The sequence below is a fragment of the Bradyrhizobium sp. LeoB3 genome (genome assembly GCF_055456055.1).
In genome coordinates this window covers 13,362-28,541 of the sequence record NZ_JBVBEF010000069.1, presented here as the reverse complement: position 1 = coordinate 28,541, position 15,180 = coordinate 13,362, and the positions used below count along the sequence as shown (strand labels likewise).

The window sequence follows — 15,180 nt, the reverse complement described above, 5'->3', positions numbered from 1 at the left end:
CCGATGAGGGCTTGATTGATTAAGGCTTGGGCAGCCGCAGGAACCGCGGATTTGCGGACCCTGCTGTACCACCGCCGTCGCCCTTGCGCCAATCCCGCAGCAGGGGCCAAATTAAACTCTACGAGAGGCACATCATGGCTGACCGGCTGAACGGCTACCGCATCCTGATCCTGGAGACACGCGAGGAGGCGCAATTCTCCCGGCTGCTCACCGAACAGGGAGCCGACGTGCTGCAATGTCCGATGTTCGCGATCCACGATGCGCCGGATCCGGCGCCGATCGAAGCCTGGATCAGGCGCTGTATCGAAAAGCCATTCGATGATCTGGTGCTGATGACCGGCGAGGGCCTGCGGCGCTTGATGAAGGTCGTGCGCCGCGTCGGCGTCGAGCAGGAATTCATTGCAGCGCTGAGCAAGGCCCGCAAATTCGCCCGTGGCCCAAAGCCCGGCCGTGCGTTGCGCGAGATCGGGCTCGAGCCGCAGGTGACGACGGAGAAACCGACCTCGGAGGGCGTCATCGAGATGCTGTCCCGGATCGACCTGAAGGGCCATCGCCTCGGCCTCCAGCTCTATCCGGACAAGGATCACAGCGCATTGATCGGCGCGATCAAAGCCCAGGGCGCGGAGGTCGATACCGTGCTGCCCTATGTCTACGATCCCAAGGCTGCCGACGCCAACATCGTCGCCGCCATCGACGAGATGGCGGAGGGCCGGATCGATGCGATCGCGTTGACCAATCTCGGCCAGGTGCGCCGGCTGTTCGAAGCCGCGCGGGCGCGCGGCTCTGAGGACAGGTTGCGTCAGGGCCTAGACCGAACCTCGATCGCCTCGGTGGGGCCGGCGGTCTCGGGCGAACTCGCCTCGCACGGCCTGCGCACCGACATCGCGCCGGCGAACGACGCCTACTTCATGAAGCCGCTGATCTCGGCGATGGCGGTGGCACTCGGAAAACATCCGCCCCGGGTGGGGACGAGGTAACCACTCTCTTCTCCGTCATTGCGAGGAGCAAAGCGACGAAGCAATCCATGCCCCCGCACGTGGCGAGATGGATTGCTTCGCGGAGCCTGTCATCGGGCGCGCGTTCGCGCGACCCGTTGGCTCGCAATGACGGGCTGTGAGGCTGGGGCGCTATTCCGCCGCCTGCAGGGTCTCGCTCAGGTATGCCCGATAGGCGAGCCTGATGCCGTCTTCCAGCGAAGTCCTTGCTTGCCAGCCAAGCGCGGCCAGCCGGCTGACGTCGAGCAATTTGCGCGGCGTGCCGTCGGGCCGCGAGGTGTCATAGCTGATCTCGCCGTCATAGCCGACCGCCGCCGCGACGACGCGGGCGAATTCCGCGATCGTGATGTCCTTGCCCGTGCCGATATTGACCAAGCCGCTGTCGGAATAGACCTTCATCAGGTGGATGCAGGCGTCGGCGAGATCGTCGACATAGAGGAATTCGCGCCGCGGCGTGCCGGTGCCCCAGACCGCAACACTCTTCGCCCCCGACGCTTTCGCCTCATGGAAACGGCGGATCAAGGCCGCGACGACGTGGCTGTATTCGGGGTGATAATTATCACCGCGACCATACAGATTGGTGGGCATCACGCTGATGAAATCCGCGCCGTACTGGCTGCGATAGGTTTCCGCCATCTTGATGCCCGCGATCTTGGCAATCGCATAGGGCTCATTGGTCGGCTCCAGCGGCCCCGTCAGCATCGAGTCCTCGCGCAGCGGCTGTGGCGCCAAGCGAGGATAGATGCAGGAGGAGCCGAAGAACATCAGCTTCTCGGTTCCGTTGACGTGAGCCGCGTGGATCACGTTGGTTGCGATCGCCAGATTGTCGTAGAGGAACTCGGCGCGCAGCAGGTCGTTGGCGGCGATGCCACCGACTTTCGCCGCCGCCAGGAACACCACCTGCGGCCGCCTGGCGGCAAACCACCGGTTGACCGCGGCCTGGTCGCGCAGATCGACTTCGCCGTGCGGCACCGTCAGAACCTCGACATCCTCCTGTGCAAGCCGTCGCACCAGCGACGAGCCGACCATGCCACGATGGCCGGCGACAAAGACCGTCTTGCCTTTCAGCTCAAACGGCGTGCTTGCCATTGGCAGCCTCCTGCCTGGCCTCGGCGAGGTCGCTCGCGACCATCTCTTTCACGAGCTGGGCAAAGCTGGTCTTCGGCTTCCAGCCGAGCTTCTCGCGCGCCTTGCTGGCGTCGCCGATCAAGAGGTCGACCTCGGTCGGCCGGAAATAAGTCGGGTCGATACGGACCACGGTCTTGCCGGATTTTGTGTCGACCCCGATCTCGTCAACGCCCTTCCCGCGCCACTCGATTCCGCGGCCGGCTTCGGCAAACGCAAGTTCCACGAATTCGCGCACCGAGCGCGTCTCGCCAGTCGCCAGCACGAAATCGTCAGGAGCATCCGCCTGCAGGATCCTGTGCATACCCTCGACATAATCCCGCGCATGACCCCAGTCGCGCTTGGCCTCAAGATTGCCGAGATAGAGCGTGTCCTCGAGCCCGACCTCGATGCGGGCGACGCCGCGGGTGATCTTGCGGGTAACGAAGGTCTCGCCGCGAATCGGGCTCTCATGGTTGAACAGGATGCCGTTCGAAGCGTACATACCGTAGGCCTCGCGGTAGTTCACCGTGATCCAGTAGCCGTAAAGCTTCGCCACGCCATAAGGCGAACGCGGATAGAACGGCGTGGTTTCCCGCTGCGGCACTTCCTGAACCAGGCCGTAAAGCTCCGATGTCGAGGCCTGATAGAACCGCGTCTCCTTCTCCATGTTGAGGATGCGGATCGCCTCCAAGAGGCGCAGCACGCCGATGGCATCGGCATTCGCCGTATATTCCGGGCTTTCGAAACTGACCCCGACATGGCTTTGCGCGGCGAGGTTATAGATCTCGGTCGGCCTGATCTGCTGCATCAGCCGGATCAGGTTGGTCGAGTCCGTCATATCGCCATAGTGCAGCAGGAACGGCACGTTGCCGACATGGGGATCCTGGTAGAGATGATCGACGCGCGCCGTATTGAACGACGACGAGCGACGCTTGATGCCATGGACGGTGTAGCCAAGGCCGAGCAGATATTCAGCGAGGTAAGCGCCGTCCTGACCGGTGGCGCCCGTGATCAGCGCGACACGTCGCTTGGAGTCCTGAACCGGCATGTCCTCTCCGAGGGCGCGGAACTGCGCCAGGTTGCGAATGGTCCGGTCTGTAGCATCCGGCCTCCGCGAAGTCTAATGCCATAACCCCGTTTGGATTCAGGACGTTAGGCGCGAGCTTTCGGTCAAGCACTGCGCCGGGCCAGCCGGCTGGACTATTCGCCGTAGTGGCGGAGACGTTCGAGGTCAACGATGGTCACGCCGCCATATTCCAGCCGGAGGAGCCCCTCCTTCTCCAGCCGCTTCAGGCACTGGTTCGCATTCTGCCGCGAGATGCCGGAAAGCGCTCCGATTTCCTCCTGCGTGATCTCGAGATGGCGCGACAGCTCGGGGTAGAGAATTGGATTGAACAGGGAGGCGATGGAACGCGCCAGTCGCGCGGTCGCATCCAGGGTACGGCCATATTCCAGCAGCGCAATGAACTGGCCAAGCCGCTCGTTGAGCTGCGCCACCAGGAAACGGTTGAACGCCACGCTGTTCTCGAACAGCCAGACGAAGGTCTTGCGGTCCATCATGGCCAGCCGCGTGTCACGCAGCGCCACCACATCGTAACGCCGCGCTTCGTTCTTCAGCACCGACCCCTCGCCGAACCAGGCGCCGGCGGTCAATCCGGCGAAGCTTGCGGCCTTGCCGCCGCGGGAGACGATGCCCATCCGCGCCAGCCCCGTCACCACGCCGGTCCAATAGTCAAAACGGTCGCCGCGCATGAAGATGAATTCATTGGTGCCATAGGATTTCTCGGTAATGCCGCTGCGCGCGACCTCGATCTCGCGGTCATCCAGCTCACGCGACCAGGCCGCGATGCGCTTCAGGTAATCGGCAGCAATCATGATCCCGTTGACTGTCGTCCGTCTGATTATGTTGCGTCGCAACAATACACAGGCCGAACGAAATTTGGCGGCCAATTGTCGGGCACAAGACATTTCACCGTATCGCTTTGCCCTATGGAGGGCTACCGGCGCAATGTCATCTGCACGACGCGCGTGGAAGCGGACGGGGCAAAGTGCCGGCTGCGGCGTTACCGCGCACGAACGGTGGGGTCTGCAGCGGAACGAGGCACCATTAGTCGGATGGCTTAGCCGGAACGGCCGATGTAAGATTATCGCTGTCTTTGCAACAAGAGACAAAGAGCGCGTGAAGCGCCGCTTCTGGAGGGAATAGGTGGATTACACGTTGGAGGTGCGCGGGGTGTCGCTGCGCTTTGGTGGCGTCCGTGCGCTGACCGAAGTGAGCTTTGGCATCAAGCCCGGCGAATTGTTCTCCATCATCGGCCCCAACGGCGCCGGCAAGACCTCGATCGTCAACTGCATTTCCGGCCGCTACAAGCCGACCGAAGGTCAGCTTTTCTATCGCGGCAAGGATATCACGGGTCTCAATCCGAACGCCCGGCCCTCGCTCGGCATCGGCCGCACCTTCCAGAATCTCGCGCTGTTCCATCACATGAGCGTGCTCGACAACATCATGGTCGGCCGCCATCACCTGCTGAAGAACAATTTCATCACTGGATCGCTGTACTGGCTGACCGGCGCGCGGCGCGAGGAACTCGATCATCGCCGCAAGGTCGAGGAGATCATCGATTTCCTCGACCTGCAGTCAGTGCGCAAGGCGACCGCCGGCACGCTTCCCTACGGCCTGCGCAAGCGCGTGGAACTTGCCCGCGCGATGGCGCTCGAACCGCAATTGATCCTGCTGGACGAGCCGATGGCCGGCATGAACTTCGAAGAGAAGGAGGACATGACGCGCTACATCGTCGATCTCAACGAAGAGTTCGGCATGACCGTCGTGATGATCGAGCACGACATGGGCGTGGTGATGGACATCTCCCACCGCGTCATGGTGCTCGATTTCGGCCGCAAGATCGCCGAGGGCGATCCGGCGACCGTGCTCGCCGATCCCCATGTCAAGCGCGCCTATCTCGGCGAAGAGGATGAGGCGTTGGTCGATCCTGATCACGTGCCGCTAGCGCGGGAGAGCGTGGCATGATGGACTATGCCGGACGCGCCGCGCAGGCCGACACCTTCCCGAAGATATTACGGCTGAATGCGAGGGAGCATGGCCGCGAGATTGCGCTGCGCGAGAAGGATCTCGGCCTGTGGCGCGAATTCACCTGGGACGATTACCAGGCCCGCGTGCGCGATTTCGCGCTCGGCATGATCGAACTGGGGCTGGGCCACGGCGACGTGATCGGCATCATCGGCGACAACCGTCCGGACTGGGTGGCCGCCGAGATCGCCACCCACGCGATCGGCGGCATGAGCCTTGGACTTTACCGCGACGTGCTCGATGAGGAAGCGGCCTACCTGCTGAACTATGGCGAGGCGAAGCTGGTGTTCGCCGAGGACGAGGAGCAGGTCGACAAGCTCTTGGGGCTCGCCGACCGCGCGCCGCACTTGAAGCACATCATCTATTCCGATCCGCGCGGCATGCGGAAATATGACGACCCGCGCCTGATGGAAGCGAGCAAGCTTGCCGGCTTCGGCCGCGAGCGCGCCGCGTCCGAGCCGGGCCTCTATGATACGCTGGTCGATGCCACTGGCGGCGAGGATGTCGCGATCCTCTGCACGACATCCGGCACGACGGCCAATCCGAAGCTGGCGATGCTTGCGGCCGGCCGCGTGCTCAAGCACTGCGCGACCTATCTCTCCTTCGATCCGAAGGGACCGGACGATGAGTATGTGTCGGTGCTGCCGCTGCCCTGGATCATGGAGCAGGTCTACGCGCTCGGCAAAGGTCTGCTCTGCCGGATGAAGGTCAACTTCGTCGAAGAGCCCGACACCATGATGCACGATTTCCGCGAAATCGCGCCGACCTTCGTGCTGTTCGCGCCTCGGGTATGGGAGGCGATCGCGGCAGACGTGCGCGCCGACGTGATGGACTCGTCGCCGTTGAAGCAAAGGCTCTACGAGCTCGGTATGAAGACGGGACTTGCCGCGCTCGAGCAGGGCAAGCGCTCGGTGGTCGCCGACCAGCTTCTATTCCGCGCGCTCCGCGACCGGCTCGGGTTCACGCGGCTGCGTTCGGCGGCCACCGGCGGCGCCGCGCTCGGCCCCGACACCTTCAAATTCTTCCGGGCAATGGGCGTGCCGTTGCGTACGCTCTATGGCCAGACCGAATTGCTCGGCGCCTATACGCTGCATCCGCCCGGCGCAGTCGATCCCGATACCACGGGCATCGCGATGGCCGAGACGATCGAGATCCGGGTCGACAATCCCGATGTCAACGGCGTCGGCGAGATCGTGGTGCGCCACCCCAACATGTTCTTAGGGTATTACAAGAACGCGGAGGCATCTGTGGCGGACATCCAGGATGGCTGGATGCGCTCCGGTGATGCCGGCTATTTCAACGATAACAACCAGCTCGTGGTGATCGACCGTATCAAGGATCTCGCCGAGACCTCGCGCGGCGATCGCTTCTCGCCACAATATATCGAAAACAAGCTGAAGTTCTCGCCCTATATCGCGGAAGCGGTGGTGCTCGGCGCCGGCCGCGACGCGCTCGCCTCCATGATCTGTATCCGCTACTCCATCATCTCGAAATGGGCGGAGAAGAGCCGGATCTCGTTCACGACTTATAGCGACCTCTCCTCGCGTCCCGAGGTCTATGCGCTGTTGCGGAAGGAAGTCGAGACCGTCAACGCCTCGCTGCCGCCGGCCCAACGGGTTTCCCGCTTCCTGCTGCTCTATAAGGAACTCGACGCCGACGACGGCGAACTGACCCGCACCCGAAAAGTGCGCCGTGGCGTCATCAACGAGAAATACGCCGACATCATCGACGCGATCTATCGCGGCGACGCGAACATTCCGGTCGACACCGTGATCCGCTTCCAGGATGGCACGACCCAGCGCGTGCGGACCACGCTGAAGGTGGTGAACATGGTGGCTGCGGCGACTGCGGAGGCTGCGGAATGACTCGTTCACTTATCGCCACATATTCGATCGTCATGCGCGGGCTCGACCCGCGCATCCATCATCTTGGAAAGCGTCTCTTTGAGCGATGGATTGCCGGGTCAAGCCCGGCAATGACGAATCTGGCATTCACATGAACACCCAATTCCTGCTCCAGCTCCTGATCAACGGCCTCGTGGTCGGTACGCTCTACGGCGTGGTCGCGATGTCGTTCGTGCTGATCTACAAGGCGACGCAGGTCGTGAACTTCGCGCAAGGCGAACTGCTATTGATCGGCGCCTGGGTGTGCTGGGCACTGCTCGCCAAATACCAGGTGCCGTTCTGGCTCGGCATGCCGCTCACGCTGGTGTTCATGTTCATCTTCGGCATTGCGATCCAGATCGTGATTCTGCGGCCAATGATCGGCGAGCCAATCATCTCCGTCATCATGGTGACGATCGGGCTCTCCACGGTGTTCCAGGCCGCGCTGAAATGGATGTTCGGCGTCAATCCGCAGCCGTTCCCGCGTGTGTTCCAGAGCCAATCTGTCCACCTGTTCGGCCTCCAGATCCAGACCGTCTACGTGATGAGTCTCGTGGTTTCCATCGCGATGATGATCGGCATGGCCTGGTTCTTCCGCGCCTCCAAATACGGCTTGGCGATGCGGGCCACCGCCTACAATCAGCAGGTCGCGCAGTCGCTCGGCATTTCCGTGAAAAGCGTGTTCGCGATGGCCTGGGCGATTTCGGCGACCGTATCGGCGGTCGCGGGCGTCGTCGTGGCCGTCGTCAACGGCGTCTCTTCCGGCCTCTCCGCCTACGGCATCAAGGTATTTCCGGCGGCGATCCTCGGCGGGCTCGATTCGGTCGGCGGCGCAGTGCTCGGCGGCATCATCATCGGGCTGCTCGAGAATGTCGCGCAATATGTCGACAGCCAGTACCTGCACTGGGGTAATCTCTACGAGATCGCGCCGTTCTACGTCTTGATCATCATCCTCATGATCAAGCCCTACGGCCTGTTCGGCACCAAAGACATTGAGCGGGTCTGACCATGGCGACGCGTTCCCTAATCCCCTCCGGCGACTTCCGCACCACCTATGCGGCCGATACCACGATCTTTCCGACCATCACCAGCCGCAATTTCGCGATCGCCGGCATCGTGCTGGCTTGCCTTGCGCCTTATGTCTTCTCGAACTACTGGCTCAGCATCTCGATCCAGATCGGCATCTTCGCGATCGCGGCGCTCGGCCTCAACGTGCTGGTCGGCTTCACCGGGCAGATCTCGATCGGCCACGCAGCATTCTTCCTGCTTGGCGCGTTCACTTCAGCCTATATCTCGAACAACGCGCCGATCCCGGTGTTCTTCGCCATTCCACTTGCGGGTCTCGTCACCGCGCTGGTCGGCCTGATCTTCGGCGTGCCGGCGGCACGGCTCAAGGGGCTTTATCTCGCCATCGCCACGCTCGCCGCACAATACATCCTGCTCGATTTCTTCTCCCGCGCCGAATGGTTCTCCGGCGGCTCGGTGCCGGCGAGCGCCGAGCCATTTTCGATGTTCGGCTACACACTGCGCGGCGACCGCCAGTATTTTTATGTCGTGCTGGCTTACCTCATCGTCAGCTATCTTCTGGTCACCAATCTGATGCGCACGCGCGACGGCCGCGCGCTGATCGCGATCCGCGACCATTATCTTTCCGCTGAGATCATGGGCATCAACCTCACCAAATACCGAACGCTGTCGTTCGGTATTGCCGCGTTCTTCGCCGGCATCGCCGGCGCGCTCTATGCGCACTATCAGCTTGTCGTCTCGCAGGAAGGCTTCGGCATCGAGCGCTCCGTGCTGTTCCTGGCCATGGTTATCATCGGCGGCACCGGCTCGGTGATGGGCACGCTGATGGGCACGGCCTTTGTGGTGCTGCTGCCGGAGGCAATGGAGTGGCTCAGCCTGCAATTGAAGGGGAGCGCGATCGACAGGGCGCTGGAGCTCAACAACAACATCACGTTCCTGCGCGAGATCGCGATCGGGCTGATCATCATCGCGTTCCTGATGTTCGAGCCGGACGGGCTCGCGCACCGCTGGCGGCAGATCAAGGCATATTGGAAACTTTACCCGTTCTCGCATTAAGGTCGGGCAAGAATTACAAACCTATCAACGAATAACAGGAGGAAAGACCATGACGATTAGATCCCTTTTGAGCACGGCCTCGTTGGCACTGCTGATCGGCGGCGCATCGGTGGCTGCGCAGGCCCAGATTGCGATCGGCCACCTCGCCGATTATTCCGGCGGCACCTCTGATGTCGGCACGCCCTACGGCCAGGCCGTCGCTGACACCTTCGCCTGGGTCAACAAGAACGGCGGCATCGGCGGCAAGAAGCTCAATGTCGATACCAATGACTACGGCTATCAGGTGCCGCGCGCGATCGCGCTTTACAAGAAATGGTCGGCGCCCGACAGCAAGGTCGCGGCGATCATGGGCTGGGGCACCGCCGATACGGAGGCGCTGACCGGTTTCCTCGCCCAGGACAAGATCCCCGATATCTCCGGCTCCTATGCGGCAGCGTTGACTGATCCGGTAGGCAGCAGCGGCAAGGCCAAGCCCGCGCCCTATAATTTCTTCTATGGTCCGAGCTATTCGGATTCGCTGCGCGCCATGCTGATCTGGGCGGCGGATGATTGGAAAGCCAAGGGCAAGCCGGGCAAGCCCAAATTCGTCCATATGGGCGCCAACCACCCCTATCCGAACGCACCAAAGGCGGCCGGCGAAGCGATGGCCACCGAGCTCGGCTTCGAGGTGTTGCCGCCGCTGGTGTTCGCGCTCACCCCCGGCGACTACTCGGCGCAATGCCTCAGCCTGAAGAGCTCCGGCGCCAATTACGCCTATCTCGGCAATACGGCGGCCTCCAACATCTCCGTGCTGAAAGCCTGCAAGGCGGCCGGCGCCGACGTGCAGTTCCTCGGCAACGTCTGGGGCATGGATGAGAACGCGGCCAAGACCGCCGGCGATGCCGCCGACGGCGTGATCTTCCCGCTGCGCACCGCGGTCGGCTGGGGCGGCGATGCGCCCGGCATGAAGACGGTGATGGAAATCTCCAAGATGTCGGATCCCTCCGGCAAGATCTACCGTCCCGTGCACTACATCGCCGCGGTCTGCTCCGCTCTCTACATGAAGGAGGCCATCGAATGGGCCGACAAGAATGGCGGTGCAACCGGCGAGAACGTCGCGAAAGGCTTCCACCAGAAGAAGGACTGGGTGCCATCAGGCATGGAGGGCGTCTGCAACGCCTCGACCTGGACCGAGAAGGACCATCGCCCGACCACGAAGGTCGATCTCTACCGCTCCAAAGTCACAGGCTCGACTGACGGCGATCTCAACGACCTGATGGGCAAGGGCGTGATCAAGCTTGAGAAGGTCAAGACCGTGGAGCTGCCGCGCAAGCCGGAATGGCTGGGGTGGTAAACTTCATCCCCCATAAGCGAGCGTCATCCCCCGCGCAGGCGGGGGATCCAGTACGCCGTGGCATCGGATCTGATCGCAGGCGTCTCTGGAATACTGGGTCACCCGCCTTCGCGGGTGACGACAGTCTGAGGTGATCCCAATATGACCCAAACCGTCGAAGCAAATCACCCGGCACCGACTGCGGTCCCTGCGCCGCCCCTCCTCAGCGTCAACAACATCGAGGTCGTCTACGACGACGTCATCCTGGTGCTGCGAGGACTGAGCCTCGAGGTGCCCGCGGGTTCGATCGTGTCGCTGCTGGGGGCCAACGGCGCGGGCAAGTCGACCACGCTGAAGGCGATCTCGGGGCTGCTCAAGACCGAAGACGGCGAGGTGACGCGCGGCGAGATCATCTTCGACGGCGAGCGCATCAACGGCATCGATCCCGATAAGATCGTCCGCCGCGGCATCTTTCAAGTCATGGAGGGGCGCCGCATCATCGCCGACATGACGTCGCTGGAGAATCTGCGGCTTGGCGCCTTCACCCGCAGCGACGGCGAGGTCAATGCCGACATCGACATGGTCTTCAACTATTTCCCGCGCCTGAAGGAGCGCACGGGGCTCGCCGGCTATCTCTCCGGCGGCGAACAGCAGATGCTGGCGATCGGCCGCGCGCTGATGGCGCGCCCAAAGATGATCCTGATGGACGAGCCGTCCATGGGCCTGTCGCCGCTGCTGGTCAAGGAAGTGTTCGCCATCATCAAGGAGATCAACCGCGACCTCGGCGTTACCATCCTTCTGGTCGAGCAGAATGCGCGCGCGGCGCTTTCAGTGGCGAGCCACGGCTACATCATGGAACAGGGCAAGGTGGTGCTCGACGGAACCGCCGACGAATTGCGCGACAACGAGGACGTCAAGGAATTCTACCTCGGCGGCGCCGGCGACCAGCGCAAGAGTTTCAAGAACCTCAAGAGCTTCAAGCGGCGGAAGCGGTGGCTGTGAGTGTAGCCGGGTGCCTATTGCAGCACCTGCTCCGCTTCCGTAACCGCGCAAAGAACATGATAGAACGAAGACGCAGGGATGGTGTCGACCAGCGACTTGCCGTCGCGGTCGAACTGATCGTACCAGCCGCCCGCAACAGGGTGGCTCAGATAATGCCGCTCCAGGCGCGCCAATGCGGCGCGCGCCTCGTCGGCGGCAGCCGCCTCGCCGGCTTCGGCCTGCGCGATCCAGGCCTTGGCGATCTCGCTCTGCGGCCACAGGCGCCGAGAGTGACGCCGGATACGGCCCTCGACACTACCCTGGTCGGTGAGGCAGCCGGTCGCCTCGTCGCGGTAGCGCAGCGCCGACGCCAGCAATTCGCCGCGATAGCGCCCCGTCGGACAGCCCGTGATCCGTTCAAATCCCTTCAAGAGCCAGACCCATTCGGCCAAATGTCCGGGTTCGACGCTAACGGGCGGAATTTTGGACCAGTCGTCTTCAAAATATTCGCCAAGCACCTGGGTCTGCTTGTCATAGAGATTGGCAAGGAACAGCGCGAAAAACTCGCCGGCGCGTTGCTGGAACGCCAGATCATGCGTCGCGTCGAATACGGCGATCATCGCCTCGAACAGATGCATCTGCGGATTTTGCCGCCGCGGCAGGGACGCCGGCGCCCCCTCGAGAAAGCCGCCATTCGGCGAGCGCAGGTGCCCGTCGAGATAGGCGAGCAGCGCATCGATCTCCGAGCGCACCTGCGCGTCGCGATCAAGTCCGTAGACCGTGGCGAGCGCGAGCAGCACGAAGGCGTGGTCGTAGGTGTCGCGCCGCGCGTCCAGCACCCCGCCGTCGGCCGTCAACCTGTGGACAAAGCCTGGGCGGCCGTCCGGCGCCTTCGCCTTCGTCAACAGGTGATCGAGCCCCTTCAGGGCGATCTCGCGGCCTTCGGCGTACCAGCCCATCTGCGCGGCTTTGGCGTAGCAGTAGATCTGCCGGGCCTGAACGAATATGCGCCGCGGCGTCAGCCGATCGGCGCGGCCGTCGGGGTCGAGCCGGTCGACGAAGCCGCCTGCCGCACCGTCCCAGCCTGCCGTGCACCACAACGGCAGGCAGTGCTCGATGACGCGACGCTTCAGCCTGCCGACGACGTCGGCATCGGAAGGGCCGCTCGCCGCGGCGGTCTGCATGTCTGCCATAGCACTTCCCGGAGCATCGCCAGTTCGGCGGGAAGCCGTCTGATAGCACGTCGAAAGCGGAGCGCAATTGGCGCGAACCCGTGAGGATCACCCATGACGGATCACTATGACGCCCGCGAAACCCGCGATCCCGCCCAGCGCGAGGCGGAACTGTTCGCCCGCCTGCCGGAGGTCCTGCGGCGGGCCATGGCGGCTCCGGCCTATGCCGACCGCCTCAAAGACGTCGATCCCGCCACCATCACCAGCCGCGCCGCGCTGGCGCGCCTGCCGGTGCTGCGGAAGTCGGAACTCCCGGCCCTGCACAGGGCCGCCCCGCCCTTCGGCGGTTTCGTTGCCGGGCCGCCTGGATCGTTTGCGCGCCTGTTTACGTCGCCCGGACCGATCTTCGAGCCCGAGGCCGCCCAGGGCGACGCCTGGCGCGGGGCGCGGGCGCTGTTCGCGGCAGGCTTTCGTCCGGGCGACGTGGTGCTCAACACCTTCAGCTATCACCTCACCCCGGGCGGCTTCATCTTCGATACCTCCGCCCGGGCGCTCGGCTGCGCCGTGATCCCCGCGGGCCCCGGGAATACCGAGCAGCAATTCGAGCTGATCGAGGCCTACCGGCCGATCGGCTACAGTGGCACGCCCGATTTCCTGAAGATCCTGCTCGACGCAGCCGCGAGTGCCAGACGCGATGTGTCCTCGATCAAGCGGGCGCTGGTGTCGGGGGCGGCTTTTCCGAAGTCGCTGCAGGAGGAGATCAAGTCAGGCGGCATCGAGGCCTATCAGGCGTTCGGCACCGCCGATCTGGGCATGGTCGCATTCGAGACCGAGGCCCGCGACGGCATGGTGGTGAACGAGGAGCTGATCCTCGAGATCGTCAGGCCCGGCACCGGCGACCCCGTCGCGGAGGGGGACGTCGGCGAGATCGTGGTCACCTCCCTCGACCCGCACCACCCCTGGATCCGCCTCGCACTCGGCGATCTTACCGCGGAGCTGCCCGGCGCAAGCCCGTGCGGGCGCACCAACATGCGGATCAAGGGCTGGATGGGGCGCGCCGACCAAACGACCAAGGTCAAAGGCATGTTCGTGCGACCCGAACAGATCGCCGAGATCGGCAAGCGTCATCCGGAGCTCGGGCGGCTGCGCCTGGTCGTGACACGTTCCGGCGAGACCGACGTGATGACGCTGAAGGCAGAAGCAGTCGCGGCAAGCGCAGCCTTTCAGAGCGAGCTCGCGGCGACCCTGCGGACCGTGACCAAGCTCGGCGGCAATGTCGAATTAGTTCCCATTCGAACCCTTCCCAATGATGGAAGGGTTATTGCTGATGAACGCTGAGCGGATTGCGCTCACGTTGTTAAGTAAATTGGGTTCGTTCTGGCAAAAAGACTACGGCTGATTGTTGCTCCGGACTCTGCAAGCATCACTCCACCGGCAGCTGGCAAGCGAGCGGCCCGGCACACACGCCGCCCATCACCTTTTGCAGTGCTCGTCTGCGTCTCGTATGGGAATAACGTTCGTAGCGGTCGAGTGACGCCAGCCGACGCAACTTCTGCGTGTTTAACGACTCAATTTCGCGCCCCAGTACCATTTCTCTGCGGATCGCTTGGATCTTGAGAAGCTCGAATTGTGCGTTTGCGAACTCCACGGCCGACTCCCAATGCTTGTCGCAAGCGCCCTCGATCGTAAGCGCGCGCGCAATCGCATGGACCTTCGGCGAAGTGGCTAGACCACGCGGCGACGGGCACGACAAACCATGTCGGAACGCGTTACGGCTCGATACCAGCTTGCCCACGGCGGTCTTCGGGCCGGTGCTGCGCTTGGCATTGGCGCGGTTAGCCGCAATCTGCTTTTCCGTCGCCATGACTACCCCCTAACGGTCTTGTCCGCAGTGACCCGAGCAGGCGAAGATACATTGTCATTGATTGCCGTTCGCCGCTTCGCTTTTTCGGCTTTTCTTTTGCGCCGCTCATGCTCTTTGATGATGCCATTTCGGAGCGTCTCTCGGCTCGCAACCATACGATCTAGCGTTTGCAAGCCGAGACTGCGAATGTGCATTGCGTTGGCCTCGATTTGTTCAGAGGCGATTCCAAGCTGTGCCAGGAGTTTTTCCGCGCGGCGGACCTTTTCTGGAACGCCGCTGTAATAATTCTGAGCGGTCTCCAACGCATTTTCGAGATTTTCACCGTACTGAGGGGCCAATAACATGGCCAACGATTGCACCCTCGCACTTTCGATCAGTGCGGCCTGACTGCGTTTCAGTCTTCGCTCTTCCCAGATTTTATCTGTCAGGTCTTGAACCCTAATCCTATCAAAAATGCTCTTGGGATCCATTTCGCGCTCAACAGCGGCGCGCAACCTTTCATATTCGCTGGCGTCCTCGCTCCTTAAAAGTGCCGGTTTGCCAAGCAGATTTTCGAAGGGTTCGTCGATCGTGAGTCTCTCTCTTTTTATGGTCATCGGTTGCCCCCGCTCTGTTTCCAAGCAAGAATCGCGCTTGATTTCCTTTCAAATTCGCGGCGAGAGTAAGGCAAAAAATGGGGAAAGAAAAATCCAGAGG

The 15,180-nt window shown here is 62.6% G+C and carries 14 protein-coding genes; 8 read left to right on the top strand and 6 right to left on the bottom strand.

Features of this window, described 5'->3' with window-relative positions; genetic code table 11:
- Positions 1-134: 134 nt before the first annotated feature.
- Complete coding sequence (locus ACZXDY_RS32210; protein WP_464348291.1) at positions 135-977, top strand: uroporphyrinogen-III synthase; 843 nt, start codon at positions 135-137, stop codon at positions 975-977.
- A gap of 150 nt (positions 978-1,127) precedes the next feature.
- Here ACZXDY_RS32210 and ACZXDY_RS32205 read toward each other — a convergent pair whose 3' ends face one another.
- The 3 genes from ACZXDY_RS32205 to ACZXDY_RS32195 all read right to left on the bottom strand — a co-directional run bounded on the left by ACZXDY_RS32205 (position 1,128) and on the right by ACZXDY_RS32195 (position 3,977).
- A complete protein-coding gene (locus tag ACZXDY_RS32205; protein WP_028164926.1) occupies positions 1,128-2,084 on the bottom strand; it encodes a GDP-L-fucose synthase family protein in 957 nt (318 codons plus the stop codon).
- Positions 2,065-3,150: a GDP-mannose 4,6-dehydratase gene (gene gmd, locus ACZXDY_RS32200; protein WP_463331264.1), complete on the bottom strand. Its 1,086-nt coding sequence runs from the start codon at positions 3,148-3,150 to the stop codon at positions 2,065-2,067. Before gmd ends, ACZXDY_RS32205 begins: the two co-directional genes overlap by 20 nt.
- A gap of 152 nt (positions 3,151-3,302) precedes the next feature.
- The gene (locus ACZXDY_RS32195) at positions 3,303-3,977 is read right to left on the bottom strand and encodes a Crp/Fnr family transcriptional regulator (RefSeq protein WP_028167639.1); all 675 of its coding nucleotides are present in this window, start codon (positions 3,975-3,977) and stop codon (positions 3,303-3,305) included.
- A 331-nt stretch (positions 3,978-4,308) separates the two neighbouring features.
- On the opposite strand from ACZXDY_RS32195, the gene ACZXDY_RS32190 reads away from it, so the two are divergent.
- From ACZXDY_RS32190 to ACZXDY_RS32165, 6 genes are all read left to right on the top strand, one after another.
- A complete protein-coding gene (locus ACZXDY_RS32190; RefSeq protein ID WP_464348290.1) occupies positions 4,309-5,130 on the top strand; it encodes an ABC transporter ATP-binding protein in 822 nt (273 codons plus the stop codon).
- Positions 5,127-7,055, top strand: coding sequence for an AMP-binding protein (locus ACZXDY_RS32185; protein WP_464348289.1), 1,929 nt, complete (start codon positions 5,127-5,129; stop codon positions 7,053-7,055). The genes ACZXDY_RS32190 and ACZXDY_RS32185 overlap by 4 nt, the downstream gene beginning before the upstream one ends.
- Before the next feature lie 130 nt (positions 7,056-7,185).
- Positions 7,186-8,079, top strand: a complete 894-nt coding sequence (locus ACZXDY_RS32180) for a branched-chain amino acid ABC transporter permease (protein WP_028167636.1) — start codon at positions 7,186-7,188, stop codon at positions 8,077-8,079.
- 2 nt (positions 8,080-8,081) lie between these two features.
- Positions 8,082-9,155, top strand: a complete 1,074-nt coding sequence (locus tag ACZXDY_RS32175) for a branched-chain amino acid ABC transporter permease (RefSeq protein WP_130227079.1) — start codon at positions 8,082-8,084, stop codon at positions 9,153-9,155.
- Positions 9,156-9,204: 49 nt separating this feature from the next.
- A complete protein-coding gene (locus ACZXDY_RS32170; protein ID WP_028167634.1) occupies positions 9,205-10,488 on the top strand; it encodes an ABC transporter substrate-binding protein in 1,284 nt (427 codons plus the stop codon).
- 141 nt (positions 10,489-10,629) lie between these two features.
- A complete protein-coding gene (locus ACZXDY_RS32165; protein WP_464348288.1) occupies positions 10,630-11,469 on the top strand; it encodes an ABC transporter ATP-binding protein in 840 nt (279 codons plus the stop codon).
- A 14-nt stretch (positions 11,470-11,483) separates the two neighbouring features.
- Here the strand turns inward: ACZXDY_RS32165 and ACZXDY_RS32160 are convergent, their stop codons facing one another.
- Entirely contained in the window at positions 11,484-12,632 is a 1,149-nt protein-coding gene (locus ACZXDY_RS32160; protein WP_464348300.1) for an AGE family epimerase/isomerase, read from the bottom strand.
- Positions 12,633-12,734: 102 nt separating this feature from the next.
- On the opposite strand from ACZXDY_RS32160, the gene ACZXDY_RS32155 reads away from it, so the two are divergent.
- Positions 12,735-13,958, top strand: coding sequence for a phenylacetate--CoA ligase family protein (locus ACZXDY_RS32155; RefSeq protein ID WP_464348287.1), 1,224 nt, complete (start codon positions 12,735-12,737; stop codon positions 13,956-13,958).
- Positions 13,959-14,043: 85 nt separating this feature from the next.
- On the opposite strand, the gene ACZXDY_RS32150 is transcribed toward ACZXDY_RS32155, so the two are convergent.
- Both ACZXDY_RS32150 and ACZXDY_RS32145 read right to left on the bottom strand, forming a co-directional pair.
- The gene (locus tag ACZXDY_RS32150; protein ID WP_464348286.1) at positions 14,044-14,484 is read right to left on the bottom strand and encodes a hypothetical protein; all 441 of its coding nucleotides are present in this window, start codon (positions 14,482-14,484) and stop codon (positions 14,044-14,046) included.
- A gap of 2 nt (positions 14,485-14,486) precedes the next feature.
- Complete coding sequence (locus tag ACZXDY_RS32145) at positions 14,487-15,080, bottom strand: hypothetical protein (RefSeq protein ID WP_464348285.1); 594 nt, start codon at positions 15,078-15,080, stop codon at positions 14,487-14,489.
- Positions 15,081-15,180 lie beyond the last annotated feature (100 nt).